We start from the raw sequence: 23544 nt of genomic DNA on the forward strand, positions 1-23544 counted from the left end.
TAGCGGACCGGGCCCACGCGCCGGGGACGGACGTCGGTCAGGCGCCGAGCGCGATGACCTCCGCTTCATTCTCTCCGGCCTGCCGCACCCGCGACGGCAGAACGACGGCAGTGATCACGGCGCCCAGCATGAGGATGCCGGAGCTCCACCAGAAGGCCGTCGTGTAGCTGTGCAGGGTGGCGAGCACGGCGCGCTGCGGGCCGGGGGAGTGGGACTGGACGTAGCCGCTCATGGCCGAGGCGGCGATGGTGTTCAGCAGCGCGGTGCCGACCGACCCACCGACCTGCTGGGCGGTGTTGACCATCGCCGAGGCCACCCCGGCATCCTGCGGGGCGACGCCCGCGGTGGACAGGCTCATCGCCGAGGCGAAGACGAGGCCGAGGCCGACGCCGAAGACCATGGTGGCGGGAAGGACGTTCGCGGCGTAGGTCGAGCCGGCGTCGATGTGCGTGAGCATCCACAGGCCGACCCCGCCGATCGCCAGACCCGGGGCCATGATGAACCGCGGGCCGAACCGCGTGGTGAGCACGGTCGAGCCGATCTGCGAGGCGACCATCAGGGCGGCGGTCATCGGCAGGAAGGCGAGGCCCGACCGCACGGCGCTGAAGCCGAGGTTCTGCTGCAGGTAGTAGGTCAGGAACAGGAAGACCCCGAACATGCCGGCGCCGGACATCAGGATCGCCAGCAGCGACCCGCCGCGGTAGCGGTCGAGGATGACCCGCAGCGGCAGGACCGGGTGCGCCACCCGCTGCTGGACCAGGACGAACGCGACCAGCAGCACCCCGGCGGCGACCAGGAAACCGATCGTCACCGGGTCGGCCCAGCCACCGGTCTCGGCGTGCGAGAAACCGTAGACGACGGAGAACAGCCCGGCGGAGACGAGCACGATGCCCGGGAGGTCGAGCCGGGGACGTTCCTGCGCGGCCTGGTTGCGAAGCCACGCGACGCCGCCGGCGAACGCGAGCGCCGCGAAGATCAGGTTGACGTACATGCACCAGCGCCAGGACAGGTACTCGGTGAGCACGCCGCCGAGCAGCAGCCCGATGGCCGCGCCGCCGCCGGCGATCGCCCCGTAGATCCCGAACGCCTTCGAGCGCTCCTTGACGTCGGTGAACGTGGTCGTCAGCAGCGACAGCGCTGCCGGCGCGAGCAGCGCGCCGAACCCGCCCTGCACGGCGCGGGCGACGACGAGCATGCCGAAGCCGGTGGCCGCGCCGCCGAGCGCCGAGGCGATCGCGAACCCGACCAGGCCGATGAGGAACATCCGCTTGCGGCCGAACAGGTCGGCGAGGCGCCCGCCGAGCAGCAGCAGGCTACCGAACGCGAGGGCGTACCCCGTCACGATCCACTGCCGCTGGTCGTTGGTGAAGCCCAGCGCGCGCTGCGCCGACGGCAGCGCGATGTTCACCACCGTCGTGTCCAGCACGACCATCAGCTGCGCCAGGCCCAGCAGGCCCAGGATCCACCAGCGCATCCCGTGCATCCGGTCGGTCTCGCCGCCGGCCGGTGGAGCCGTGACGGCGGGCGAGGCCTGCGCGTCCTTCGTCTGTATGGCCATCCGCCATCTCCGTCCCGGTGAAAGTGGACATCATCGCTCCGTTTCCAGAACTCTATCCAGAAGCGGACGAGCTAAGTCCACTTCGACGGGTGAGCTTCCTTACGGGCCGAGCCTCGGTGATCTTGCTCGTAAGATGACGAAAGTGGCAATTCGTCGTGAAGGGGAGCAATGCGCCCCACGTCGCCGGGCCCTCACACCGGGCCCGGATCGGGGCTGGCGGCATGGGCGCGGTCTACCTGTCCTACACCCCGGGCGGGCGGCGAGTGGCGATCAAGGTCGCGCGGCCGGAGTTCGCCGACGACCCGGAGTTCCGCCGCCGGTTCACCGCCGAGGTGACGATCGCCCAGCGCGTGCGGGGCCTCTACACGGCACCCGTCATCGACTGCGATGGCACGCGGCCCGGCCCTGGCTCGCCACGGCCTACGTGCCGGCTCCCTCGCTGGCGGCGACGGTCGCCCGCCGGGGGGCGCTCGCGGCGGAGTCGGTCCTGCTCGTGATCGCGGGCGTCGCCGAGGCGCTGCAGGCGGTCCACGCCGCCGGAGTGATCCACCGCTCCGACCTCGCGAGACTCGCGCCGTGGAATGGTTCCGGAGCGCCGACGCCCGCCGAATGCGCACGGGTGCTGCGCACCCAGCGGGAGTCGTCGATCAGCAAACACACCGGCCTGCGGTTCTGCGTCGCCGGTTACGACACCGGCCACCTCGCGGCCGGCTATGTGCGGTCGTACAGCGGCGGAGTCAGCCAGATCCAGGTGACGTCTGGAGCGCCACCCTCGGCAGCTGAACGCCGCCGGGGGTGGCAGCAGCTCCCCTCAGGGGCGGGCGGGGTCCGTGGCGAGCAGCTGGTCGAGCTCGGCGAGGGCCTCGCGCAGCCGGTCGGCGAACGCGTGCATGCCGGCGGCCACCGGGCGCGGGGTGCTCAGGTAGATGTTCAGCCGGTCCGCCAGCAGCACGTAGGCGATGCCGATGCACTTCCCGCTGGTCGAGCCGAACCCGAAGTACTCGATGTTCTCCGACGGGGCGGAGCTGGTGCTCAGGTAGTCGTCGCGCATCACCAGCCAGCCCGGCGACTCGTACAGCGGAGACGCCGCCGGCACCCCGAGCTCGGCGCCGTGGCGGCGCTGGATGAAGGCGAGCTCCCACAGGTGCTGTTCGGGCGCGTCGCCGCGCTGGCAGTCGCCGGCCCGGCGGACGTGCGCCCCGGCCGCGGCGCGCAGCGCCTCGCGGCGGGTGGCCGGGTCCGCCGTCGGGTCGTTCATGGCCGCGACGAAGGCCAGCACCTCCGGCGTGACGACCCGCATCGCCTCCGTGCGCCCGTAGCGCCACTGGCGGGTGGCGATCGACTCGTAGGTCGCGCCGATCAGGCCCTTCGCCCGGTGGTGCGCGAGCTGGTAGGCCAGCTGCACCAGCGCGTCCGGTGAGATCCGCAGCGCCTTGGACCGGTCGGCGCCGTGCTCGGGGAAGGTCAGCGCCACCGACGCGGTGTCCGCGCCGAACTGGGTGAACGCCTGGGCCGCCGCCCGGATGTCGGCCCGCAGCGCCTCGTCCAGGACGAAGGTGACGGGCCGCACCGCCGGGCGGCCGTGCGCCCGGGCGCCGGAGCGGGCCGACAGCTCGGCGGCCGGCGCGGCGAGCAGCTCGTCGACGAAGCTCAGGATCGTGGTGCCGTCCAGCCCGCAGTGCTCGACGTTGATCCCGGCCTGGCCGTTCGGCAGGACGACGAACGAGACCGCCTTGTCGTACCAGCGGCCGGCGGCGCTGCCGTACAGCAGCTGGTCGCAGGTGGCGATCCGGTCCGGCGGGGTGACGTGGTCGAGGCAGACGCAGAACAGCGCCCGCTCGACGTCGTCGAGGGCGACCGCGTTCGCCGGGTCGAGGGCGAGCAGCGCCGCCCGGCTGCGGGCCCAGTCCGCGCGGGCCTTCGTGGTGAGGTGCCCGACGGCGGTGTCGTCCGGCGCGGGCGTCAGGTCGGCGGCGGCCAGCACGTCCACCAGGCCGGTGGCCAGCTCGGCGAGGGTGTGCGGGGTGCCGTCCGGGCCGAGCACCTCCAGCTGGAACATCTGCCCCCGGCGGAACACGAGGACGTGGCGGGCGTCCGACGGGCCCGGCCACGCGGCGCTGTAGGGCACCCGGACGGTGTCCTGCTCCAGGCCGGGGATCCGGGTGGTGGAGAACAGGAACCGGTTCTGCACCATCGACTGGGGCTGGCCGCGCCGCACCAGCGGCGGGATGCGCTCCGCGTCCAGCCGCAGCTTGTAGTCGAGCGCGGCGGCGATCAGGCCGGCGGCCCGCTCGACCTGCGGGCCGCCCGGCAGCGCCTCGGCCGTGGGCGCGGGCACGGCGTCGCGGAACAGGAAGAAGAAGTTGGCGTTCAGCGCGATCCGGTCGCGGCGGCCCAGGTAGCGGGCGGGCCAGAACTCGTCGAGCCAGCTGTGGACGCCCTCGCTCGCGTCGAACGCGGCGAGCTGCGCGTGCAGCGCGGGCCCCGGCCCGTCCGGCGCGAGGAACTCGGCGACGGCGGCCTCGGTCGCGGCCAGCTGCTCGGCGGTGAGCAGCGGGGCACACCAGTCCAGGAACCGGGCGCAGCTCTCCGCCAGGCCGGGCAGCGGGACGCGGGGCAGGCTGTCCTCGTTGTCGAAGGTGCCCGTGGCGGGCACCATCCCGCCCGTGGGCGCGGCGGTGGTGGCGGCCTCGCGGCCGGTCTGGACGGTCATCCTGGTCGTCTTCCTCATCGTGGTCGTGGCGGGATCGTGGTCGTGGCGGGCGGCCTGGGCGGGTCCCGACACTGGACGCGCGGCAGCCGACCGGCGCTCGGCTGGTCATGGCACGGGTGGACTCATCCTGGCGGTTGCCAGGCACCGCTGTGACGTATTCGCTGTGACGGATTCGCGCCGATCGGCTTCTCAGCGTGACTCGGGTGGGCGGGAGATGAACAACTGGGCGTAGAGCCAGCCGTCGGCCTCAAGCCCGCGCGGATCGACCCCGACCCCCGCCAGCGTCGCCAGCACCTGGTCCCGCTCCTGCGGCGAGGCGAACCGGCGCTGCTCGAACATCCGGTCGACGGCCACGGTCTGGTAGCCGAACCCGGCCAGCGTCTCGGCGATCGGGTCGAACGGGAACATGCGCAGCGTGAAGTGCGCCATCCACGGCAGGCCCGGACGGCCGCCCCCCGCCGTCTCCCCGGGCCCGGGGGCCGCGGACCCGCCGGTGGCGGCCGTGACGATCCGGGTCAGGGTCCGTCCGGTGACGTAGCCCAGGCAGCCGGTCGAGATGACCAGGTCCACGCCGGCGAGGCGGGCCCGCTCCGGCTCGGTCGGATCCCGGGACTCCAGGTCCGCGTGCAGCGCGTCGTCGAGGAACCCGGCGTCGAGGGCGTAGGACAGCGCGGGACCGGACGCGTCGAGCCCGACCACCTCGATGTCCGTCGCGCCATCGCGCGCCGTGGCCAGCGCCCGGTCGCGGGCCACCAGCGCCGCCCGGGTATTCGCGTCGACCGCCAGGCTGTCCTCTCCCGCGTAGCGGTCGTACAGGTCGTCCATGGCGACGTCGAACTTCAGCAGCGCCGCGTTGACGCCATAGGAGCAGCCGACGTCGAGCACGCGCAGCCGCTGGTCCGGGCGCGTTTCCTGGCATTCGTCGATGATTTTGGAGAAGTACGGTTTGGCCAGCTGGGGGAGCCGGTAGTCGAGCGTGCGCAGCGTGCGGAAGTACGCGCGCGGGTCGGGCTGGTTGTAGACGTGCTCCAGTGAAACCTTTCCGGTCGCGTCGAAATCCATGGTCGGTGCTCCTCTCGATCCGCCCGTCAACGGGCGGTCAGGGCGGGCATCGGTCCGGAATGCTCGGTCCGGAAATGGGCGGGCGGGAATGGGCGGGCGGGAATTCCCGCCGGCGGGGGATCTGCTCGCCGGTCAGTCGAGCAACGCGTCCACGCGAACGGGCTGTTCGGCCGCCCGCTCGTGCGCGGGAAGCACCCGGCCGAACAACTGCCTGGTCCTGGACAGGCTGCCGACGACGCCCGGCCGCGCGCTGTAGGCGAAGATCACGCTGTGTCGCTGCTCCGGGCCCGTCACCCGGCTGACCCGGTGCAGCGAGTACCGGCCGAGGAAGAGCTGGAGGTCGCCGGGCCGCAGCCGCAGCCGCCGGACGAACCGGTCGCCGTCGCCCGCGAGCACGGCCGCCACGTCCTCGACGTTCTCCTCGGCCGCGGACCGGATGCGCGGGCAGTACTCGAACACGCCGCCCCGTGCCTCCTGGGTCAGCAGGCTCACCGCGAACTCGTTGGTGTCGAAGTGCCAGGGGTGCTCCCGCCCGGGGGCGACCACGTTGACGCACAGGCCCGCCAGCGGGTCCGCCAGCTCGTGCACGGCGGGCAGCTCGAAACAGGCCGCCACGAAGCGCTGGAACGCGACGCTGGTGTAGAGCCGCTCGACGGGATGGTCGGCCGGGATGCGGTCCCGGGCGACGAACGCGTTGCCGCGCCGCATGCTGACCCGCCCCGGGTGCCCCGGCGGCAGCGGTGTCCCCGGCGCGATGTTGTACGCGTTGACGGTCTCGTCGCCGTAGTAGGCCAGCGGCGCGAGCCGCGCGCACTGGTCGCGCAGGCGTTCCAGCGCCGCGGGCCGGACGAATTCCGGAAGCACACAACAGCCGGACGCGGCCAGCTCGCGCCGGACACCCTCGATGAGTTTCCCCTGGTCGGCGCTCTCCTGGGGCGCGAACAAGGGGTAGGCCTCGGTGTTCACGACGGCCTCGACCGCCTGGGCCGTCGCGAGGTCGTCAGTGACGGTCTCGGGCCTGGTCACGGGAATCCCTCCATCGACCGTCCACGCCACGCGCCGTCCGGTAATTCGGGCGCCTTGAAGAACCCAGCACAGTTTTCCGGCAGGTATCCGCGCAACGTCCGGCAATGTGACCGGTAACACGATGGACATCTTTCGGCCGCTTACCGGTCCCGTTCCCGCTCGCGGCGGCAAACGAGCAGGTCGAAAGCACAGTCACGCGCGGGCGGGCGCGGCGACTGGCCGAGGGAAGGCGACCGGCCGAGGGAGGCGACCGGCCGGGCGAAGGCGACGGGCCGGGCGAAGGCGACCGGCCGGGCGAAACCGCGCCCGGCCGGGTCAGTCCCGGCCGGACAGGACGCAGAACTCGTTGCCGGACGGGTCGGCCAGCACGACCCAGGACTCCTCGCCGGTCTGGCCGACGTCGGCCCGGGTCGCGCCGAGCCCGATCAGGCGCTCCACCTCGGCCGCCTGCTCCTCGGGCGACGACGGCGACAGGTCCAGGTGCAGGCGGTTCTTGAGGGTCTTCGACTCGGGCACCGCGGTGAACAGCAGCTGGACCGAGCTGTCCGGGACCGCGACGGTCCAGTCGCCGTCGTCGTCCTGCTCGGGCTCCACGCCGAAGACGTCCGCCCAGAACCGGGCGAGCGGCACGGGCGCGACGGAGTCGACCACGAGCCATGTCCACCTGAGCGCCACGTCTGCCTCCCTCACCCGGACCTTGTGCCCGGAAATCCTCATGCCCGGAATCCTCTCGGCGGCCCGGACCAGGGCCCCAAGGTCAGGGCCCCATGGGCGCCGGTCAGGACCGGTCGTCGTCGCGGTCCCACTGCTCGTTGCGCTCGTCGAGGCGCTCCCGCCACGCGGCGGCGTCGGCCGCGCTCGCGTACGGGCCGAGCCGGCGGTGGCCGGGCATGTCCGGCGGGTTCTCCGGACGCTGGTGCTCCATGCACCACCACCAGCCGGACGGGTTCCAGGCCCGCCCGTCCGGCGCCTGGGATCGGGAGGCCTCGGACCGAGGCCGCCCACCCAGTCCAACGGCCGCGGCGGCGCGGCGCAGCAAGTTCGCCATGATCGGGTGCTTACCCCGGTCAGATCATGATCGATCCTCGCGGCGGGCATCGACCTCGGCCGGGCCGAGGCTGCGCCAGAGGAACTCGTAGGTCAGCGCCAGCTTGTGGGCGAGCTGCTCGTTGTCGGCGGCGCCGCCGTGGCCGCCCTCGATGTTCTCGTAGTAGCGGACGTCGTAGCCGAGCTCGGCCAGCCGCGCGACCATCTTGCGGGCGTGCCCGGGATGGACGCGGTCGTCCCGCGTCGACGTCGTGACCAGCGTCGGCGGGTAGGGCTGGCCCGGCCGGACGTTCTGGTAGGGCGAGTACTCGCGCAGGAACGCCCAGTCGGCCGGGTCGTCCGGGTCGCCGTACTCGGCCATCCACGAGGCTCCGGCCAGCAGTTCGTGGTAGCGGCGCATATCCAGCAGCGGCACCGAGCAGACGATCGCCCCGAACAGCCCCGGGTAGCGGGTCAGCATGACGCCCATCAGCAGCCCGCCGTTCGAGCCGCCCTCGATGCCGAGCTGGGCGGGCGTCGTCACCCCCCGCTCGACGAGGTCCCTGGCCACGGCGGCGAAGTCCTCGAAGACGCGCGGCCGGTTCTCCCGGACGGCCGACTGGTGCCAGTCCGGGCCGTACTCGCCGCCGCCGCGGATGTTCGCGACGACGTAGGTGCCGCCGCGCTCCAGCCAGCCGCGGCCGACGGTGCCGCTGTAGCCCGGGGTGAGTGAGACCTCGAAGCCGCCGTACCCGTGCAGCAGCGTCGGCCCGGGTTCTCCAGAGCCGACCACGAAGTAGGGGACACGGGTGCCGTCGTCGGACACCGCGAAATGCTGGCTGACGGTCAGGCCGTCGGCGGGGAAGAAGCCCGGCGCCTGCTTGACGATCTCGGGCCGCGCTCCGATGTCGCCGCGGTACAGCGTCGCCGGCTGGGTGTAGCCGCTGGCGTTGAGGTAGTACTCGTCGTCGACGTCGGAGCTCGTGTCGCAGATGGCCGCCGAGCCGGTGTCGGGGAGGTCCGCCAGCGGCGCCGAGGCCCAGCCGGCGGCGCCCGGCGTCAGCACGGTGAGCTGGCTGCGCACGTCCCGCAGCGTGGCGACGATCAGGTGGTCGCGGGTCCACGCGTGGTAGGCCAGCGAGGTGTGCGCGTCCGGCTCGAACAGGACGTCGAGCTCGCGCCGCCCGGCGAGGAAGGCGTCGAGGTCGGCGGCGAGCAGAGCGCCGGCCGGATGGACCCGCTCCCCGACGGCCCACGGCGACCGGGTGGTGATGAGCAGCCAGTCCCGGTGCACCGAGGTCTCCGCGTCGTCCGGGACGTCGAGGCGGACCAGCCCGGCCGGCGTGCGCAGGAACGTCTCGGTGCGGTAGAAGTCGACGTTCCGGTAGACGAAGTCGCGGGCGAAGCCCTCGGTCGGGTCGTGGTAGGCGCCGACCGAGACGTCGTCCGCCTCGCCCTCGAAGACGGTGACGGCGTCGTCGAGGGGCGTGCCGCGCCGCCATTCCCGGATGACCCGCGGGTAGCCGGAGGTGGTCAGCGAGCCGGGCCCGAAGTCGGTGCCGACGTAGATCCGGTCCGCGTCGATCCAGCTGGCCGAGCTCTTGGCCTCGGGCAGGACGAAGCCGTCGGTCACGAACGACTTCGTGACCAGGTCGAACTCCCGGACGACCGAGGCGTCCGCGCCACCGCGGGACAGCTCGACGAGGGCCAGCCGATGACCGGGCCGCAGCACCCGCGCGCCGTGCCAGACCCAGTTCTCGCCCTCGAGGTCGGCGAGCGCGTCGACGTCGAGCACGACCTCCCAGTCCGGGACGTCGTCGCGGTAGGACCCGGGCGAGGTGCGTCGCCACACGCCACGCGGCTGCGCCGCGTCGCGCCAGAAGTTGTAGAGGTACTCGTCCCTCCTGACCGGATAGGGAATCCGGTCGTCCGCGTCGAGGACCTCGCGCAGCCGCGCGCGCAGCTCGGCGAACCCGGCGGACGGGGTGAGCTCGGCGAACGTCTCGGCGTTGCGGTCTCGCACCCAGTCGAGCGCGGCCTCCCCGAGGACGTCCTCCAGCCAGCGGTATGGATCGTCCTGGGCCACTGGCCAATTCTGCCTGATCGCCCGGCATTTCCGACGTGTCCCGGAACGTTCACCCGCCCAGCAGCCTGGCGGCGAGCAGGCCCGCGCCGACCAGGGCCGAGCGGTCGCCGAGCGCGGAGCGCACCAGGGGCGGCGCGGGCCCCAACGTCACCCGGTCCGCGAGCGCGCCGCGCAGCGGCCGCAGCAGGAGGTCCCCGGCCAGGCTCAGGCCACCGCCGATCACCACCGCGGCCGGGTCCACGACGAGCTGGCAGATGGCCAGGGCCTCGGCGAGCGCGTCGACGGCGCGGGCCCACACGGCGGCCGCGTCGGCGTCGTCGGCGAGCCGGCCGGCGACGTCGGCGGCCGTGACCGTCCGGCCGGTCCGCGCCCGGTAGGCCAGGGCGATCCCGCGCGCCGACGCGACGGTCTCCAGACAGCCGACGGAGCCGCACGGGCACGCCAGGTCGGCGCCGGCGACGCGCAGGTGCCCGATCTCGGCCGCCCGCGCGTGCGCCCCGGTCAGCGGCACGCCGTCGAGGACGACGGCCCCGCCGACCCCGGTGCCGACGGCGAGGAAGGCGAAGCTGGCCGAGCCGCGGCCCGCGCCGAGCCGGGCCTCGGCGAGCGCCGCGGCCCGAAGGTCGTGGCCGAGCGCGACGGGGATCGCGAGCTCCCGCTCGACGATCGCGCGCAGCGGCACGTCCCGCCAGCCGATCCTGGCCGACCGGACCGCCAGGCCGGCGGCCTCGTCGACGAGGCCGAGCGCGGCGACGCCGATGGCCGCCGGCCGGGCGAGCCGCGCCTGCGCCAGCTCCACGACCTGGCGGGTGACCGCGAGCAGTGCCGCCACCACGGCGTCCGGTCCCGCGTCGGCCGGGGTCGGCTCCCGCACCTCGACGACCGGCCGCGCCGCGCCGTCGAACAGCGCGGTGTCATCGAACAGCGCCGCCTTGATCGTCGTTCCGCCGACGTCGACACCGACGAAGCAGGGGCCGCCGGGGCTCAGCGCGCCCACCGGGACCGCCGTCGCGGCGGTGGCACGGGTGCGCGCCGCTCGGGCTCCTGGGCGAGGCCGGGGACCATGCCCGCAGCGTCTCACGGGGCCTACCAGCGGTTTGGGCCGCTGAAATGACGCACAGTGTGGCCGCCCTCTCGCGCACCATTCATGATCGGGCGGACTCGATCGTCATTTGTGGCGTCTTGGGCGTCTTGTCGTTACTGTCTGATTCGTATTCGCCGCCGGTCCTGGGGAGGGGCCGGCCCGATCGCCTCGCGCGCTCGGGCGGGTGGTCGGCGCGCAGGTCAGATCGTCGCGACGGGTTCGCCCGGGCGCGACCGCACCTGGGCGGGGTCAGATGGGGCATTGGGAAGATTCGTCACGGGACGGGGAGAACTCCGCGGCCTTAGGCGGCGGCGCTCGCCACGGCGAGGCCGACACGGTCGAGATCCTGCGCGCCGAGGCTCCCACCGGACCGCGGTTCGACGCCGACCTGTACGACGTCGACCGCCCGGAGGTCCTGGACTACTGGGACGGCGAGGTCGAGGCCCGCGACGACGCGCTCGCGCCCCACCTGGCCAATGCCGCGGTCGTGATTCCCGCCGCGACCCGGTTCGGCGGCCGTCACGCCGACGCCTACCGTGACGACGACCCGGCGCACCGGCGGGCGATGCTCGTGTGGCGCTCGGCGGTCGCCACGAGCGCGGCGTTCGTGCTCGCGCTGATCATCGTCAGCGTGGTCACCACGGTCCACCACACCGGCGCCACGGCGGACGCCGGCGCTGCCCTGCCGGACAGCGTCGCCAGCTCGCCCGCCTCGGTCCCCGAGACCGCCCCGGCGGTGGCGCCCACCGACCAGCTGCCCGCGGGCGCGCTGCCGCCGGCCGCGGGGCCGACCCAGGCCGAGGTGTCGGCCCCACCCGCGGTCGCCGCGGCGGCCCCGGGCGGCGCGGGAACGGGCCCCGGCGGCGGCCCGGCCCCGGCCCAGACTCAGACCCAGACCAGACCGTCCGCGGGCCCGGTCAGCGCCGGGCCGACCGCCGCGCCGGCCGGGTCGGCGCCCCGCTGTGGCCCGGTCGCCACCGTGCTGTTCCTGTTCTGGACGCTGCTGGGCCTCGGTCCCTGCTGAGTCTCGGTCCCTGCTGAGTCGGTCCGCCGCCGCCGGCGGCGCCGCCGGCGCCGGCCCCGGCCGCTCAGGCGGTCGGCGGACCCGGGGCGGCCAGGGCGGCGTCGGCCGCGGCGGCGACCTGGGGGATCCGCCGGCCCGGCGTGCGGGTCAGGCCGGGAATCGAGCGGAAGTTCGCCTCGACCACCCCGTCGCCGACGAGGTACTCGACGTAGCCGATCTCGCCGAGGCCGCCGCGCCTCTCGTGTTCATCGGTGATCACGAACGCGGTCGACGGCGCCCAGACCTCGATGACCTGGCCGCGCCGTCGCTGGCGGTAGGTGTGCAGGTGGCCGGAGCCGACGGCGCGCAGCGCGACCGCGTCGAGCAGGGCCAGCAGCCGGTCCCGGGCCACCGGGTCGACGTCGAGCTGCTGCTCGGTCGGCTCGTCGAGCACCGGCCACAGCGGCTTGTGCAGGAACAGCAGGACCGGGGTGGCCGTGGGCAGCTCGGCGACGGTCCGTTCCAGCCAGGCCCACTGCCGCGCCTCGGCGGCGAGCCCGGAGCCGAGCAGCTCGCTGTTCACGCCGAGCAGGACGGCACCGACACCGTCCTCGCGCCAGTAGCTGGGCCCCCAGGTGGCCTCGAAGGCCGTGACCCGCTCGTCGGTCACCCGAAGGCCGGCCCAGGGGTGCTCGGCCGGCTCGCCGACGTCGTGGTTGCCCGGGACCGCGCGGAACGGGACGTCCAGCAGGCCGGCCAGCGACCGGGCGTACGCCCGGTCGTCGGCGTCGTCCGGGTGCATCACCTGGATGTCGCCGGTGATCACGACGACGTCCGGGCGCGCCACCTCGTTGAGGTACGCGATCAGGCACCGGAGGTTCGTCTCGGTCAGGCCGCCCCGGTGGGTCAGGTGCGTGTCCGAGATCTGCGCGATCTGCATGGGGCGAGATCTCCTCGTCGGCCGGCGTCCCTCGATTCACCGCAGGCGACGTGGCGGGCCGTGAACGTGGCCTCGACCCCGAGATGAATACTCGGCGAGCATCGGCGGAGCCGGTCAGGCCAGCAGCGCGAGAATCCTTTTCATGGCGTCGTCGCGGGCATCGCGATCGAAGGCGGGTGTGCCGGCCCAGAAGAACGCGTGTTGAACGCCCGGGTAGACGACGAGCTCGTGCTGGACCTCATTCGAGCGCAGGGCCGTGGAGATCCGCTCGAGCTGGTCGGCGTCGATCAGCGCGTCGTTCCCGCCGTACAGGCAGAGAACCTGGCCGCTGATTCCCGGGGTGAGCTCCAGGGTGGGCTCGGGACGGCTGAGCGGGATGTCGGTGGTCGGAAGCCAGCCGCCGTACAGTACGGCTGTCCGGGAGATGGGCAGGCTGGCCGCGGCCAGATAGGCGAGATGGCCCCCGGCGCTGAATCCCACCAGGGCGACCTCGCGAACCGCGTAACGGCTCGTCAGCGTCGTCATGGCTGCCCTTACGTCGGCGATCGCGCCGGCACGGCTCAGCTTGTGCAACAGAGCGAAACCCGCGCGCCGGCCGTCGTCGTCCCGGGCCAGGTACCGGCCCTGCTCGGCGTCCCGATGGTAGAACTCCGGCGCGATCACCAGATGACCGGCGGCGGCGATCTCGTCCACGATGGATCGGATATCCGGGTTCACCCCGAACAACTCATGCGCCACGATCACCCCGACCGGCGCTATCTCGCCGGCCGGGCGAGCGAGATAGCCGGCCATCGCGGTGCCATCCGGCACCGGAACCTCGATTCGCTCCCGAAGAATGTCCATGGAGCCCAGTCTGTGCATCGCACCGGGGGGTGACCACAGCATGTCTTTACTAGCATCGCCGTGACTATGCTCGCGGGCGTGGAGTCCAACGGAGACCCGGTCACGCTGGGTGAGCTCCTGCGGTCCCGGCGGGCCCGCCTCAGCCCCGCGGCCGTCGGGCTGCCGCCGGGAGAGCGGCGCCGTACACCCGGGCTGCGCCGCGAGGAGGTCGCCGCGCTGGCGAACCTGTCGCCGACCTACTACGCGTTCCTCGAACAGGGCCGCCAGGTAAGCCCCTCCGCGCAGGTGCTCGACGCCCTCGCGGCGGCGCTTCGGCTGAATCCGGCTGAGCGCCAGTACCTCGACGTTCTCGCGAACGGCCGGCCCGCGAGCGCGCAGCTGCGCCGCGAGACCGAGTGGCGGGCGCGGCCCCCGGCCGAGACGATCTCGCCCGACGTCGCGGACCTCGTCGAGCGCCTCGATCCCTATCCGACCTTCGTCAAGGGACGCTGCTGGGATGTCCTCGCGGCGAACCCGGCGGCACGTGAGCTTTTCACCGACTGGGAGACCCGGGCACCCGAGGACCGGAACCTGGTGCGGTGGATGTTCACCAGCGACGAGGCGACGCGGGTCTACCTCGACTGGGAGCAGGAGGCGCGCGCCATGCTCGGGCGCTTCCGGCTGGCCACCGCGGCCCACCTGAACGAGCCGAGCGTCGCGGCCCTCGTCGGCGAGCTCCAGCGCGACAGCGCGTACGTGCGGAAGTGGTGGCCGGAGCTCGACGTCGCCTCGATAGGCAATGGCGTGAAGAGGCTCCGCCATCCTCGCCTCGGCCCGCTGGAGTACGCGCACGTCGTGCTCCAGGTCGCCGACCGGCCGGAGCAGACACTGGTCACGTACACCGCGCGGCCTCCCGGGCTGACTGGCTGAAAGCGCCGGCGGATCGCCGCCCGCGCGTGTTCGTGCGCGAGGTAGACCGGACACGGATCACCGGGAGCCGGCGCATAGCATCGCTGGCATGCTCGACCCGGGTGCCCGCCTTCCGGCGTTCGCGTTGCCGGACCAGGACGGGACGCTGGTCTCCTCGACGTCGCTCGCGGGCCACTGGGCGCTGCTGTGGTGGTATCCCCGGGCCGGGTCGCCCGGCTGCACGATCGAGGGCCAGGAGCTTCGCGACCGCGCCGAGCAGTTCCGGGCGGCCGGCTGTCTCATCGTCGGCCTGTCGTTCGACACACCCGAGGAGAACCGGGCTTGGGCCGAGGAACAGGGCTTCGAGTTCCCGCTGCTGTCCGACGTCGACCACAGCGTGGGGCGCCTGTTCGGGGTCGAGCGGGCGCCGGACGACCAGTACGCCGCCTTCCCGTTGCGCGTCTCCTACCTGGTCGATCCCGCCGGCGTCGTGCGCCGGACCTACGCCGTCGCGGGCGTCCAGGACCACGCCGTCTCGGTGCTGTCCACCCTCACCGGGCTGCGCAGCCCGTGAGCGCCGCCCATGAGTGAGGACGCCGCGGCGACGGCCATCCCGGCCCCGGTCCCGGCCACCGGCCATCGCCCGTACCGGCCGCACCAGCCGGCCCGCCCGCTGCACACGACCTCCACCGGCGCGCCCGCCGACCCGGCGGCCGACGCCGCCGAGCTCGCCAGCCAGGTGGCCAAGGTCGCCCGGGGCGGCGCGCGGGCGGCCGTGCTCGGCATCAGCGACGGCCTCGTCACCAACATCTGCCTCATCCTGGGCCTGGCCGGCGCGCACGCCTCGCCCAGCGCGGTCCGCCTGGCGGGGTTCGCCAGCCTGCTCGCCGGCGCGCTGTCGATGGCCGCGGGGGAGTGGGTCTCCGTCCGCAGCCAGGCCGAGCTCTACGACGGCCTCCTGGCCCAGATCCGGCGGCTGGTCACGCACAACCCACGGCTGATGCTCGGCGAGCTGTCCTCGCGCCTGGAGGCCGCCGGGCTCGCCCGCGCGACCGCGCAGGCCGCGCCCTCGGAGCTCGCGCTCGACGAGGAGCGGTTCCTCGCCTTCACCGCCCAGATCGTGTTCGGCATCAGCCCCGCCGGGCTCGGCTCGCCGCTGACCGCCGCGACCACGTCGCTCGCCTACTTCGCCGCGGGAGCCCTCGTCCCGCTCGCGCCCTGGTGGTTCCTGCACGGCGTTCCCGCCGTCGTCGTGTCCATCGCGCTGACCGCGGCCGCGAGCGTCCTCGTCGGAGCCGTCGTCGCGCACTCCGGCGGCCGCCCGCTTCGCCGCGGGGCGCTGCGCCAGCTGGCGATCATCCTCGTGGCGGCGGCCGTCACCTACGGCATCGGGAAGCTGTTCGGCTCGACGGTCAGCTGACCGGCCGCCCCGAATCCACCCGTCGACCATCCAGAAGAGAAGACACGTCCATGAATCCAACGGTCGCGGTGGTGGGTCCCGGGGCGATCGGCACCACGGTCGCGGCGGCGCTGCACGAGGCCGGCCGCACCCCGCTGCTGTGTGGTCGCACCGGTCGTGAGCACCTGGAGCTGCGGGCCGCCGACGGCGTCGTCGTCGTGCCGGGACCCGTGCGGACCGATCCGGCGCGGACCGAGGAGGCGGTCGACCTCGTCTTCCTCGCGGTCAAGTCGACCCAGGTCGCCGCGGCGGCACCGTGGCTGGCGGCGTTGTGCCGGCCGGGGACGACCGTCTGCGTCCTGCAGAACGGCGTCGAGCAGGAGGCGACCGTCGCGCCCCACGTCCCCGGCTGCCCGGTCCTGCCCGCCGTCGTGTGGTTCCCGGCTGTGGCCCAGCCCGACGGTGCCGTGTGGCTGCGCGGCGCGGCCCGCCTGACCCTGCCGGACCTGCCCGCGGCCCAGGTGGTGCTCGCGGCGCTGGACGGCACACGGTGCTCGGTCGAGCTGGCCGTGGACTTCCCGTCCGTGGCGTGGCGCAAGCTGCTCCAGAACGCGGTCGCCGGGCTCATGGTGCTCAGCGGCCGCCGGTCCGGCATGTTCGGCCGCGAGGACGTCGCCCAGCTGTCCCTGGCCTACCTGCGGGAGTGCCTCGCGGTCGCCCGGGCCGAAGGCGCGGTCCTGGGCGACGAGGTGCCGCGGGAGATCCTCGAGAGTTTCCAGGCCAACCCGGCGGACCTGGGGACCTCCATCCTCGCCGACCGTGAGGCCGGCCGGCCGCTCGAATGGAACACCCGCAACGCCGTCATCGGGCGCCGCGGCCGGGCCCACGGCATCCCGACGCCGATCAGCGACGTGGTCGTGCCGCTGCTGGCGTCCGCGAGCGACGGGCCCGGCTGACCCGCGGACCGCCGACGCTCAGGCGTGGGCGGGTACCGGCAGGAACTCGTCCCGGTGCGCGGCGACGTAGGTCTCGACGGTCTGCGCCTGGGTGCCGGTGACCTGCTCGACCGTGTCGGTATGACGGTCGAAACGGTTCTCCCGGTGCATGCGCGCCAGCGTGACCAGGTGCTGGCCGACGTGCGCGGTCAGGCCGGCCGTGGGCAGAACGGACTCGGCCCACCAGCCGGGAGCCACGTCCACGTAGGGCACCGGCCGCCCGAGCGCCCGGGAGTACTCCGCGGCGATCGCCGTCAGGTCCTGGCTGACCGGACCGGTCAGCTCGTAGACGTGGCCCTCGTGGCGGTGCGGCTCGTCGAGCAGGGCCGCGACGACCCGGGCGACGTCGTGGGCGGCGACCGGCGAGGTGCGGCCCGAGCCGAGCGGAAGCGCGAGCGTCCCGTCCTGACGGATCGACGCGGCGGCCAGTCCTGTGAAGATCGGGTTCTCCAGGAACACCGTCGGGCGGACGTGCGCCACCGGCAGGCCGGACCAGTCGAGCACCTGTTCGGACAGCCAGTGCAGCCGCTGCTGGCTGGACTCGTCGACCCGCAGCGCGGTCATCCGGGACACCGTGAGCTGCGACATCGCGACCAGTCGGTCCAGACCGCCCAGGGCCCGGCAGACCGTGGCGACGGTCGTCGCCGCCTCCAGATACGTCGGCGAGACGCTCATGGCGAAGTACATCCGCCGGCAGCCGGTCAGCGCGCGGGCGAGGTCCTCCGGCCGGGTGAGGTCGCCGACGACGACCTCGGCGCCGAGGTCGCGCAGCGCCTGCGCCCGCTCGTCCTCCCGGTGGGTCATCGCCCGGACGGTGCTCGCCCGCCCGAGCAGCAGCTCCACCACCGTCCGGCCGACGCCACCGAGTCCGCCGGCCGCGCCCGTCACAAGGATCGGATCCGGGCCCGTCATCGTCGCCTCCCCCGCTCCCCGTCCCGCCTTCCGCGTGCCCGGCCCCACCCGGGTGAAACGGGGTCGCCCGTTGGCTACCCGGCGCCGACGCGCTGACGGGTGCCGTGGCCCTGCCTCGCCGCGATCGCGGGCCGGGCATTCGGGCCGTCGGGCCATCAGGTCAAATAGGCCGGTGTCCGAGGAAACGGTGGGGAAGCGTGTCTCCTGGGTCGAGCTGTACTTCGACCTGATCTTCGTGTTCGCCGTGGGCCAGACGACCCACATCATGGAGGTCGACCCACGCTGGAGCGGCTTCGGGCGCGCGCTCGGCCTGTTCGTCCCGCTGTGGTGGGCGTGGGTCGGTTTCGTCGTCCTCTACAACCGCCACGGCGAGGACCGCGCGGCCCAGCGGCTGTTCGTGCTGGCCGGCACGCTGCCGTGCGCGGTGGCCGCCGTCGAGACCCACGCGGCCGCGGGCGGGCACGGGACGGTGTTCGTGCTGGCCCTCGCCGGGGTGCGGCTCGTCCTCGCGCTGGCCTTCGCCCACACCGGCGGCCAGGCCCGATGGGTGGCCGGCGGGTACGGCCTTTCCACCGTGGCCTTCGCCGGGTCGGCGTTCGTGCCCGGTCCGGCGCGGATCACCCTGTGGGTCTTCGCCCTGCTCCAGGAGGCCGGTGTCCTGCTGCTGCGGGACGCCGGCCGGACGCGCCAACGAGCGGGCGAGCGCCCCCGCCGCGGCCGGGTCGAGGCGCTGCGGGCCATGCTCCGGCCGCCGGCCGACCCGGCCCGCCGGGTCGACGCCGCCCACCTGGCCGAGCGGTTCGGCCTCATGATGATCATCCTGTTGGGCGAGGTGGTGGTGGCCGTGGCCGGCTCGGCGGTCGACGCCGACGCCGGCCACGACGCGCGGTACTGGCTCGGGCTGCTGGCCGGCCTGGTGCTCGCGGCGGCCCTGTGGTGGATCTACTTCACCGCGTCCGCGCCGATCAACGAGTCCGTGCTGCGCGCGTCGGGCGGCAACCCGTCGCTGGCGTACGGCCTCTATGCCGGCGGTCACCTGAGCCCGGCCTTCGCCCTGCTCACGATGGCGGCCGGGGTGAGCCTGGTCCTGTCCGGCGAGGCGCCGACGGCCGCGGTCTGGTTCGTCACCGGCGGGCTCGCGGCCTACCTGCAGGGCACCCGGAGCCTGGTCACCAACCGGTCCCTGCGGGTCGGCCCGCCGCTGCGGGCGGCGGTCATCGCCGCGACGGTCTGCCTCGCCCTGCTGCGACCGCTGATCTCGACCACCGGCGTCGTGCTGGCCACCGCCGCCTGGGCGGTCGCCCTCGCCGGGTACGTCACCTGGCGCACGCCCGGCCGGCTCAGGGACGTCGCCGCCGACCCGCTCGCCTACTTCCGCTCGGCCGCCAGCTGAGCCGCCGGCGCGCTCGGCGGCGCCGTCAGCCGGCCGGCAGGGCGGTGTGCCAGCGTGGCCGGTGGTCCCGGCTCCACCCGTGGATCATCGCGGTGAGGGCCGGCGGGCGCAGCTCCAGGTCGGCCAGCTCGTCGAGCGCGACGGCGGTGAGGTGGAAGTCGGGCCGGTTGCTGATGATCTGGGCCCCCCACGGCAGCCGGGCGGCGAACACGGTGCTCAGCTCGTGCACCAGGACGCCGTCCGCGAGGTAGCTGTGCTCGGCGCAGCCGACGAGGTCGACCGCGTCGATGTCGAGCCCGGCCTCCTCGTCGGCCCGGCGCCGCAGCGCCGCCTCGACGGTCTCGCCGGGCCCGACCGGGCCCCCGGGCAGGAAGTACCAGGCCTGCCCGCGGCGACGGACGAGCAGGGCCCGGTCGCCGGTCAGGACGAGCAGCCGAGCGCTGATCTCGGTACGCGTGGGCGGGGGCAGGGGCATGAGGTCTCCAGAGTCAGGGTGATCCCCACCAGGATGCTCGGCGACCCGGCGCCCGGCGCGCAAGGTCTCGCCCGCGCGGCGCCGCGCCGACAGCACCGCGCGTGCCGCGCCGACAGCACCGCGCGTGCCGCCCCTACCGGGGCACCGCGGGGCCCGCGTCCGGCGGCCAGAGCGGGGCGGGCACCTCGAAGCCCAGCGGGCCGGTCCAGCTGTTGCGCGCCGCCACCTCGTGGACCGGGCGGCGGCCGGCGACACCCCAGCGCCCGGTCGGGTAGCCGAAGCTGACGCAGCAGGCGTTGATCCACCCCTCGTCGCGCGGAACCTCGAGGATCTCCAGCACCTCGTCCTTCGCGAAGACCCCGAGCACGCTGGTGAGCGAGCTCCCGATGCCCTCGGCCCTGGCGGCGAGCTGCGCGTTCCAGACGGCTGGGTAGATGGAGCCGCCCGTCGGGTCACGCTGCACGAACGCGAACAGGAACAGCGGCACCTCGGCGAAGTGGTCGGCCAGCCAGTCCGACGAGCGCTGGATCCGCAGCAGGGTGGCGCTGTCCTCGCTGTCGGGAGTGGCTCGGGCCGCGGCGAGGCGCTCGGCGTAGAAGGTCTCCCACAGGGTCGTCAGCGCCTTGCGGTAGAGCGGCGCCAGCCGGCCCTTGACCGCGGGGTCGTCGACGAGGAGGAACCGCCAGCCCTGCGTGTTGCCTCCGCTGGGCGCCCTGATGGCCGCGTCGAGGATGCGGGCCTGGGCGTCCGCCGGGATCGGGTCCGGCCGCACCCGGCGCATCGCCCGCGTCGTGTAAAGCGCCTCGTGCACTTCCATGTCGCTTCTCCGCTCTCTTCGAGGCCGCCACCAGCCTCCGACGTTCTTCCCGCCGGCGCCGGGGCAAGGCCGATCATCTCGGCTCGACGGCGGCCAGCCGGTCCGGGAACAGCTGCTGGGCGACCCGGCGGAAGCCGTCGCGCCAGCCGACCCGGCACGGGCCGGTGATGGAGGCTCGGCGGGTGTGGTCACCCACCGAGCCGACAGACGCGCCCGGGATCGGCTCGACCGCGACCTCGGCCGGGGCCCCGAGAAGCTCGCCGAAGTACGCCGCCCACTGCTGGACGCTCACCGCGTCGTCGCCGGCCCAGTTCACGATCGTCGCCGGCACGCTCGCGGCACCCAGCAGCGGTTCGACCTGCGCGCAGATGTCGTCGTCGTGGATCGGGCTGTACGGCATCGGGTCCCAGCGGGTCCGGACGGGCTCGCCGGCCGCGACCGCCGCCAGGTGCCAGATCGGGAGGCCGCCCTGGTCGCCGTAGGCGCAGCCCATCCGGGCGATCGTCACCGGCAGGCCGAACGACCGGGCGCAGTACCGGGCCACCGCCTCCTGGGCGATCTTGGACACCGAGTACGGGGCCGACGGCGGCGCCATCGAGTCCCCGAGCGGATCGCCCTCCGCGAAGGCGTGCCACGGGTCCGGATGCGGCTTGTACGTCGAGACCGTCGACATCACGAGCGCCGCCCGCGCCCGGCGGCAGTGCTCCAGCAGCCGGCCGGTCGCCTCGGCGTTCACCCGGATCGCCCGGTCGTAGTCGTCCGGGCTGAAGTCGGCCGCCAGGTGCAGCAGCACGGTGAAGTCGGTGGGCAGCGCGTCTAGCGGGCCGTCGGCGAGGTCCACGGCCCGGGTCGTCACGCCGAGCGCCTCGACCTTGGCGCGCGAGTCCGGGTCGCTGAACCGGGCGATGCCCCACACCTCGTTGTCAGCCGCCAGCGAGCGGGCCAGCCCGTACGCGATCCGGCCCGCCGGGCCCGTGATCAGGATCTTCTCGCCGGTCAGCACGGTAATCGCCCGTCGTGGCATCTCACGGACCGTGCAGCCTAGTTTGGGGCGCGGACGGCCGCCACCTCTTGAATATTTGATCCAAAAGGCCCCGGAGGTCCGGGCTCAGCCCGGCTCCGCCGGGAGGGCGGCCGGCTCGCCGCCGGTGACGAAGGCGTCGCGGGGGCGCTGCACGGCGGCGAGGGAGAGGATGTCGCGGCCGAACAGGGCCGCGGTGGCCCAGACCGCGAAGACCCGGACCTTGCGTTCCCAGGTGGGGATCGCCAGCACGTGGTAGCCGCGGTGCATGAGCCAGGCGGGCAGCCCGGTGATGACCAGGCGCCGGTACTGGAAGATACCCCGGCCGATGCCGAGGGTCGCGACGGTGCCCAGGCTGTGGTGGACGTACGCCTTCGGCTCCCGGCCGCGCAGCGTCGCGATGACGTTGCGGGCCAGCAGCTTCCCCTGCCGGTAGGCGTGCTGGGCGTTGGCGACCGTGTGCGCGCCCGCGACGGGGGAGGCGAGGTCGGGCACCGCGGCGTCGTCGCCGGCCGCCCACGCGTCGGGCACCGGGTCGCTCTCCGTGCCGACGCGCAGGTCCGGCCGGACGACGACCAGGCCGCGCTCGTCGACGGGCAGGTCGGTGTGCCTGCCGATGACGGGGTTCACCCCGTTGCCCGCCGTCCAGACGATCAGCTCGGCGTCGAACTCGTCTCCGGTGGAGAGCACGACGTGGCCGTCGACCGCGGACGTGACCTGGGTGTTCAGATGGACCCGCGCGCCCCGTCGTTCCAGCGAGCGCACCACCCACCGCCCCGGCCGGTCGGTGACCTCCGGCAGGATCCGGCCGAACGCCTCGACGAGGTGGAACCGCAGCTCGTCGCGGCGCAGCTCCGGGTAGCGCTTCAGCAGCGCCGTCGCCAGCGACAGCAGCTCACCGAAGGCCTCGACCCCGGAGAAACCGCCGCCCACGACGGCGACCGTCAGCAGGCGCTGGCGGCGGGGTCCCGGCGCGAGCGCGGCGGCCCGGTCGAACGCGGTGAGCAGCCGGTCCCGGATCGCGACGGCCTCCTCGACGTGCTTGAGGCCGATGGCCTGCTCCGCGATGCCCGGCACCGGGATCTTCCGGGTGACCGCGCCGGCGGTGACGACGATCAGGTCGTAGCCGAGGGCGCGGGTCTCGCCGTCGGGAAGCTGGACGGTGACCGACCGGTGGGCGTGGTCGACGGCGGTCACCGTCGCGGCGACGACGCGGGTGCGGCGCAGGTGGCGGCGCAGCGAGACGGCGGCGTGCCGCGCCTCGACCGAGCCGGCCATGACCTCGGGCAGGAACGGCTGGTAGGTCATGTAGGGGCGGGGGTCGACCAGGGTGACCTCGGCCTCGCCCGACCGCAGTTTCCGCTCCAGCCGCCAGGCGGCGTAGAAGCCGGCGTAGCCACCGCCGACGATGAGGATCTGGCGCACGGATGTCCTCTCCACTGGCCCGTCGGATCCACTGGCCCGTCGGTCCGGGCGGCGCCGCGGGTCCGCTCGCCGCGGCGCCGCGCGTCCCGGCGCGATGGTCGGGCTACCGCGACCGTAGCCAGTCGCGGTAGCGCGTGGTGGCCAGATGCGCGCCTTCGCCCGTCGTGAGGACGTCTCCCTTCACGGGGGCGAACAGCCCGGCCGTGTCGTCGGTGACGACCGTGCGGCCGTCGCCGGTCGCGGCCACGGTGATCCGGCCCAGCTCGTCGAGGGCGAAGACCTCGGGGCCGCCGAGGTCGCGGGTGCCCCGCAGCGGCGCGCCGGTGGCGACCTCGGCGACGGCGGCCGCGACCTCGGCGGCGGCGATCGGCTGGATCGGCGTGGCCGGGAGGCGCACCACGTCGCCGTCGGTCGTCAGGTCGAGCACCGTGGGGACGAACTCGTGGAACTGGGTGGCGCGCACGATCGAGTAGGGGACCGGCCCCGCCTTGATCAGGTCCTCCTGCAGCGTCTTGGCCCGGTAGTAGGGCAGGTCCGGCACCTGGTCGACGCCGACGATCGACAGGGCGACGACGTGGCTGGCGCCCGCCTTCGCCGCGGCAGCCAGCAGGTGCGTGACGGAGGAACGGAAGAACTCCAGCGACGCGTCGTCGAAGGTCGGCGAGTTGGTCACGTCCACGACCACCTCGGCGCCGTGGACGGCGTCGTCGAGCCCCGCGCCGGTCAGCAGGTCGACCCCGGTCGAGCGCGAGTGCGCGGCGACGTCGTGACCCGCCGCCGTGAGATCCCGCGCGACCTGTGCTCCGATGAGGCCGGTGCCGAGAACCGTGATCTTCATGCCTTACCCCTCCCAAACTCGGATGCATCGTGTCCGGGTC

At 73.9% G+C, this 23544-nt stretch carries 22 protein-coding genes and 2 pseudogenes; 7 read left to right on the forward strand and 17 right to left on the reverse strand.

The window, feature by feature from the left end; all coding sequences use genetic code 11:
• Positions 1-37: 37 nt before the first annotated feature.
• Entirely contained in the window at positions 38-1558 is a 1521-nt protein-coding gene (locus tag FRAEUI1C_RS12845) for an MFS transporter (RefSeq protein ID WP_013423730.1), read from the reverse strand.
• A gap of 221 nt (positions 1559-1779) precedes the next feature.
• Between FRAEUI1C_RS12845 and FRAEUI1C_RS40980 the strand changes: the two are divergent.
• Positions 1780-2111, forward strand: a pseudogene (locus tag FRAEUI1C_RS40980) (protein kinase family protein); the annotation flags it as partial.
• A gap of 258 nt (positions 2112-2369) precedes the next feature.
• Here FRAEUI1C_RS40980 and FRAEUI1C_RS12855 read toward each other — a convergent pair.
• From FRAEUI1C_RS12855 to FRAEUI1C_RS12885, 8 genes and pseudogenes are all read right to left on the reverse strand, one after another.
• The gene (locus FRAEUI1C_RS12855) at positions 2370-4271 is read right to left on the reverse strand and encodes a choline/carnitine O-acyltransferase (protein WP_013423731.1); all 1902 of its coding nucleotides are present in this window, start codon (positions 4269-4271) and stop codon (positions 2370-2372) included.
• A 189-nt stretch (positions 4272-4460) separates the two neighbouring features.
• Positions 4461-5333 carry a methyltransferase type 12 gene (locus FRAEUI1C_RS12860; protein ID WP_013423732.1) on the reverse strand — a complete coding sequence of 291 codons (873 nt, stop codon included), beginning with the start codon at positions 5331-5333 and terminating at the stop codon, positions 4461-4463.
• A 132-nt stretch (positions 5334-5465) separates the two neighbouring features.
• Positions 5466-6359 carry a HalD/BesD family halogenase gene (locus tag FRAEUI1C_RS12865; RefSeq protein ID WP_013423733.1) on the reverse strand — a complete coding sequence of 298 codons (894 nt, stop codon included), beginning with the start codon at positions 6357-6359 and terminating at the stop codon, positions 5466-5468.
• 315 nt (positions 6360-6674) lie between these two features.
• Positions 6675-7010 (reverse strand): VOC family protein, encoded by a 336-nt coding sequence (locus tag FRAEUI1C_RS12870; RefSeq protein WP_232425405.1) that lies wholly within the window; start codon positions 7008-7010, stop codon positions 6675-6677.
• A 127-nt stretch (positions 7011-7137) separates the two neighbouring features.
• Positions 7138-7284, reverse strand: a complete 147-nt coding sequence (locus FRAEUI1C_RS40985) for a hypothetical protein (RefSeq protein ID WP_232425406.1) — start codon at positions 7282-7284, stop codon at positions 7138-7140.
• 147 nt (positions 7285-7431) lie between these two features.
• On the reverse strand, positions 7432-8211 hold the full coding sequence (locus FRAEUI1C_RS42300) for a prolyl oligopeptidase family serine peptidase (RefSeq protein WP_497006521.1): 780 nt from the start codon (positions 8209-8211) through the stop codon (positions 7432-7434).
• A gap of 90 nt (positions 8212-8301) precedes the next feature.
• A pseudogene (locus FRAEUI1C_RS42305) lies at positions 8302-9498 on the reverse strand (prolyl oligopeptidase family protein); the annotation flags it as partial.
• Between the two features lie 22 nt (positions 9499-9520).
• The gene (locus tag FRAEUI1C_RS12885) at positions 9521-10468 is read right to left on the reverse strand and encodes an ROK family protein (RefSeq protein WP_013423737.1); all 948 of its coding nucleotides are present in this window, start codon (positions 10466-10468) and stop codon (positions 9521-9523) included.
• Positions 10469-10808: 340 nt separating this feature from the next.
• On the opposite strand from FRAEUI1C_RS12885, the gene FRAEUI1C_RS12890 reads away from it, so the two are divergent.
• On the forward strand, positions 10809-11579 hold the full coding sequence (locus FRAEUI1C_RS12890) for a hypothetical protein (RefSeq protein WP_013423738.1): 771 nt from the start codon (positions 10809-10811) through the stop codon (positions 11577-11579).
• 64 nt (positions 11580-11643) lie between these two features.
• On the opposite strand, the gene FRAEUI1C_RS12895 is transcribed toward FRAEUI1C_RS12890, so the two are convergent.
• Both FRAEUI1C_RS12895 and FRAEUI1C_RS12900 read right to left on the reverse strand, forming a co-directional pair.
• Complete coding sequence (locus FRAEUI1C_RS12895; protein ID WP_013423739.1) at positions 11644-12498, reverse strand: metallophosphoesterase family protein; 855 nt, start codon at positions 12496-12498, stop codon at positions 11644-11646.
• Between the two features lie 114 nt (positions 12499-12612).
• Positions 12613-13341: a dienelactone hydrolase family protein gene (locus FRAEUI1C_RS12900; protein ID WP_157734917.1), complete on the reverse strand. Its 729-nt coding sequence runs from the start codon at positions 13339-13341 to the stop codon at positions 12613-12615.
• 78 nt (positions 13342-13419) lie between these two features.
• Here FRAEUI1C_RS12900 and FRAEUI1C_RS12905 point away from each other — a divergent pair, with 78 nt between their 5' ends.
• From FRAEUI1C_RS12905 to FRAEUI1C_RS12920, 4 genes are all read left to right on the forward strand, one after another.
• The gene (locus FRAEUI1C_RS12905; RefSeq protein ID WP_157734918.1) at positions 13420-14250 is read left to right on the forward strand and encodes an MmyB family transcriptional regulator; all 831 of its coding nucleotides are present in this window, start codon (positions 13420-13422) and stop codon (positions 14248-14250) included.
• Between the two features lie 88 nt (positions 14251-14338).
• Positions 14339-14803: a peroxiredoxin gene (locus FRAEUI1C_RS36210; protein ID WP_013423742.1), complete on the forward strand. Its 465-nt coding sequence runs from the start codon at positions 14339-14341 to the stop codon at positions 14801-14803.
• Positions 14804-14812: 9 nt separating this feature from the next.
• The gene (locus FRAEUI1C_RS12915; protein WP_013423743.1) at positions 14813-15649 is read left to right on the forward strand and encodes a VIT1/CCC1 transporter family protein; all 837 of its coding nucleotides are present in this window, start codon (positions 14813-14815) and stop codon (positions 15647-15649) included.
• A gap of 50 nt (positions 15650-15699) precedes the next feature.
• Positions 15700-16584 carry an oxidoreductase gene (locus FRAEUI1C_RS12920; RefSeq protein ID WP_013423744.1) on the forward strand — a complete coding sequence of 295 codons (885 nt, stop codon included), beginning with the start codon at positions 15700-15702 and terminating at the stop codon, positions 16582-16584.
• 18 nt (positions 16585-16602) lie between these two features.
• On the opposite strand, the gene FRAEUI1C_RS12925 is transcribed toward FRAEUI1C_RS12920, so the two are convergent.
• Positions 16603-17535 (reverse strand): NAD(P)H-binding protein, encoded by a 933-nt coding sequence (locus FRAEUI1C_RS12925; RefSeq protein ID WP_013423745.1) that lies wholly within the window; start codon positions 17533-17535, stop codon positions 16603-16605.
• 172 nt (positions 17536-17707) lie between these two features.
• On the opposite strand from FRAEUI1C_RS12925, the gene FRAEUI1C_RS12930 reads away from it, so the two are divergent.
• A complete protein-coding gene (locus FRAEUI1C_RS12930) occupies positions 17708-18928 on the forward strand; it encodes a low temperature requirement protein A (RefSeq protein WP_041259254.1) in 1221 nt (406 codons plus the stop codon).
• Between the two features lie 25 nt (positions 18929-18953).
• Here FRAEUI1C_RS12930 and FRAEUI1C_RS12935 read toward each other — a convergent pair whose 3' ends face one another.
• The 5 genes from FRAEUI1C_RS12935 to FRAEUI1C_RS12955 all read right to left on the reverse strand — a co-directional run bounded on the left by FRAEUI1C_RS12935 (position 18954) and on the right by FRAEUI1C_RS12955 (position 23504).
• Positions 18954-19403 (reverse strand): NUDIX domain-containing protein, encoded by a 450-nt coding sequence (locus FRAEUI1C_RS12935; RefSeq protein ID WP_013423747.1) that lies wholly within the window; start codon positions 19401-19403, stop codon positions 18954-18956.
• 133 nt (positions 19404-19536) lie between these two features.
• Positions 19537-20220 (reverse strand): nitroreductase family protein, encoded by a 684-nt coding sequence (locus FRAEUI1C_RS12940; RefSeq protein WP_013423748.1) that lies wholly within the window; start codon positions 20218-20220, stop codon positions 19537-19539.
• A gap of 73 nt (positions 20221-20293) precedes the next feature.
• Positions 20294-21244: an NAD-dependent epimerase/dehydratase family protein gene (locus tag FRAEUI1C_RS12945; RefSeq protein WP_013423749.1), complete on the reverse strand. Its 951-nt coding sequence runs from the start codon at positions 21242-21244 to the stop codon at positions 20294-20296.
• A gap of 84 nt (positions 21245-21328) precedes the next feature.
• A complete protein-coding gene (locus FRAEUI1C_RS12950; RefSeq protein WP_013423750.1) occupies positions 21329-22666 on the reverse strand; it encodes an NAD(P)/FAD-dependent oxidoreductase in 1338 nt (445 codons plus the stop codon).
• Between the two features lie 103 nt (positions 22667-22769).
• A complete protein-coding gene (locus tag FRAEUI1C_RS12955) occupies positions 22770-23504 on the reverse strand; it encodes an SDR family oxidoreductase (RefSeq protein ID WP_013423751.1) in 735 nt (244 codons plus the stop codon).
• Positions 23505-23544 lie beyond the last annotated feature (40 nt).

This window comes from Pseudofrankia inefficax (assembly GCF_000166135.1).
GTDB lineage: Bacteria > Actinomycetota > Actinomycetes > Frankiales > Frankiaceae > Pseudofrankia > Pseudofrankia inefficax.

Coding starts and splice junctions, on each gene's coding strand:
- FRAEUI1C_RS12935 (WP_013423747.1), bottom strand. CDS start 19,403: ATGCCCCTGCCCCCGCCCACGCGTACCGAGATCAGCGCTCGGCTGCTC.
- FRAEUI1C_RS12860 (WP_013423732.1), bottom strand. CDS start 5,333: ATGGATTTCGACGCGACCGGAAAGGTTTCACTGGAGCACGTCTACAAC.
- FRAEUI1C_RS12940 (WP_013423748.1), bottom strand. CDS start 20,220: ATGGAAGTGCACGAGGCGCTTTACACGACGCGGGCGATGCGCCGGGTG.
- FRAEUI1C_RS40985 (WP_232425406.1), bottom strand. CDS start 7,284: ATGGAGCACCAGCGTCCGGAGAACCCGCCGGACATGCCCGGCCACCGC.
- FRAEUI1C_RS12955 (WP_013423751.1), bottom strand. CDS start 23,504: ATGAAGATCACGGTTCTCGGCACCGGCCTCATCGGAGCACAGGTCGCG.
- FRAEUI1C_RS12890 (WP_013423738.1), top strand. CDS start 10,809: ATGGGGCATTGGGAAGATTCGTCACGGGACGGGGAGAACTCCGCGGCC.
- FRAEUI1C_RS12900 (WP_157734917.1), bottom strand. CDS start 13,341: ATGGACATTCTTCGGGAGCGAATCGAGGTTCCGGTGCCGGATGGCACC.
- FRAEUI1C_RS12845 (WP_013423730.1), bottom strand. CDS start 1,558: ATGGCCATACAGACGAAGGACGCGCAGGCCTCGCCCGCCGTCACGGCT.
- FRAEUI1C_RS12855 (WP_013423731.1), bottom strand. CDS start 4,271: ATGACCGTCCAGACCGGCCGCGAGGCCGCCACCACCGCCGCGCCCACG.
- FRAEUI1C_RS12915 (WP_013423743.1), top strand. CDS start 14,813: ATGAGTGAGGACGCCGCGGCGACGGCCATCCCGGCCCCGGTCCCGGCC.
- FRAEUI1C_RS12895 (WP_013423739.1), bottom strand. CDS start 12,498: ATGCAGATCGCGCAGATCTCGGACACGCACCTGACCCACCGGGGCGGC.
- FRAEUI1C_RS12945 (WP_013423749.1), bottom strand. CDS start 21,244: ATGCCACGACGGGCGATTACCGTGCTGACCGGCGAGAAGATCCTGATC.
- FRAEUI1C_RS12920 (WP_013423744.1), top strand. CDS start 15,700: ATGAATCCAACGGTCGCGGTGGTGGGTCCCGGGGCGATCGGCACCACG.
- FRAEUI1C_RS12925 (WP_013423745.1), bottom strand. CDS start 17,535: ATGACGGGCCCGGATCCGATCCTTGTGACGGGCGCGGCCGGCGGACTC.
- FRAEUI1C_RS36210 (WP_013423742.1), top strand. CDS start 14,339: ATGCTCGACCCGGGTGCCCGCCTTCCGGCGTTCGCGTTGCCGGACCAG.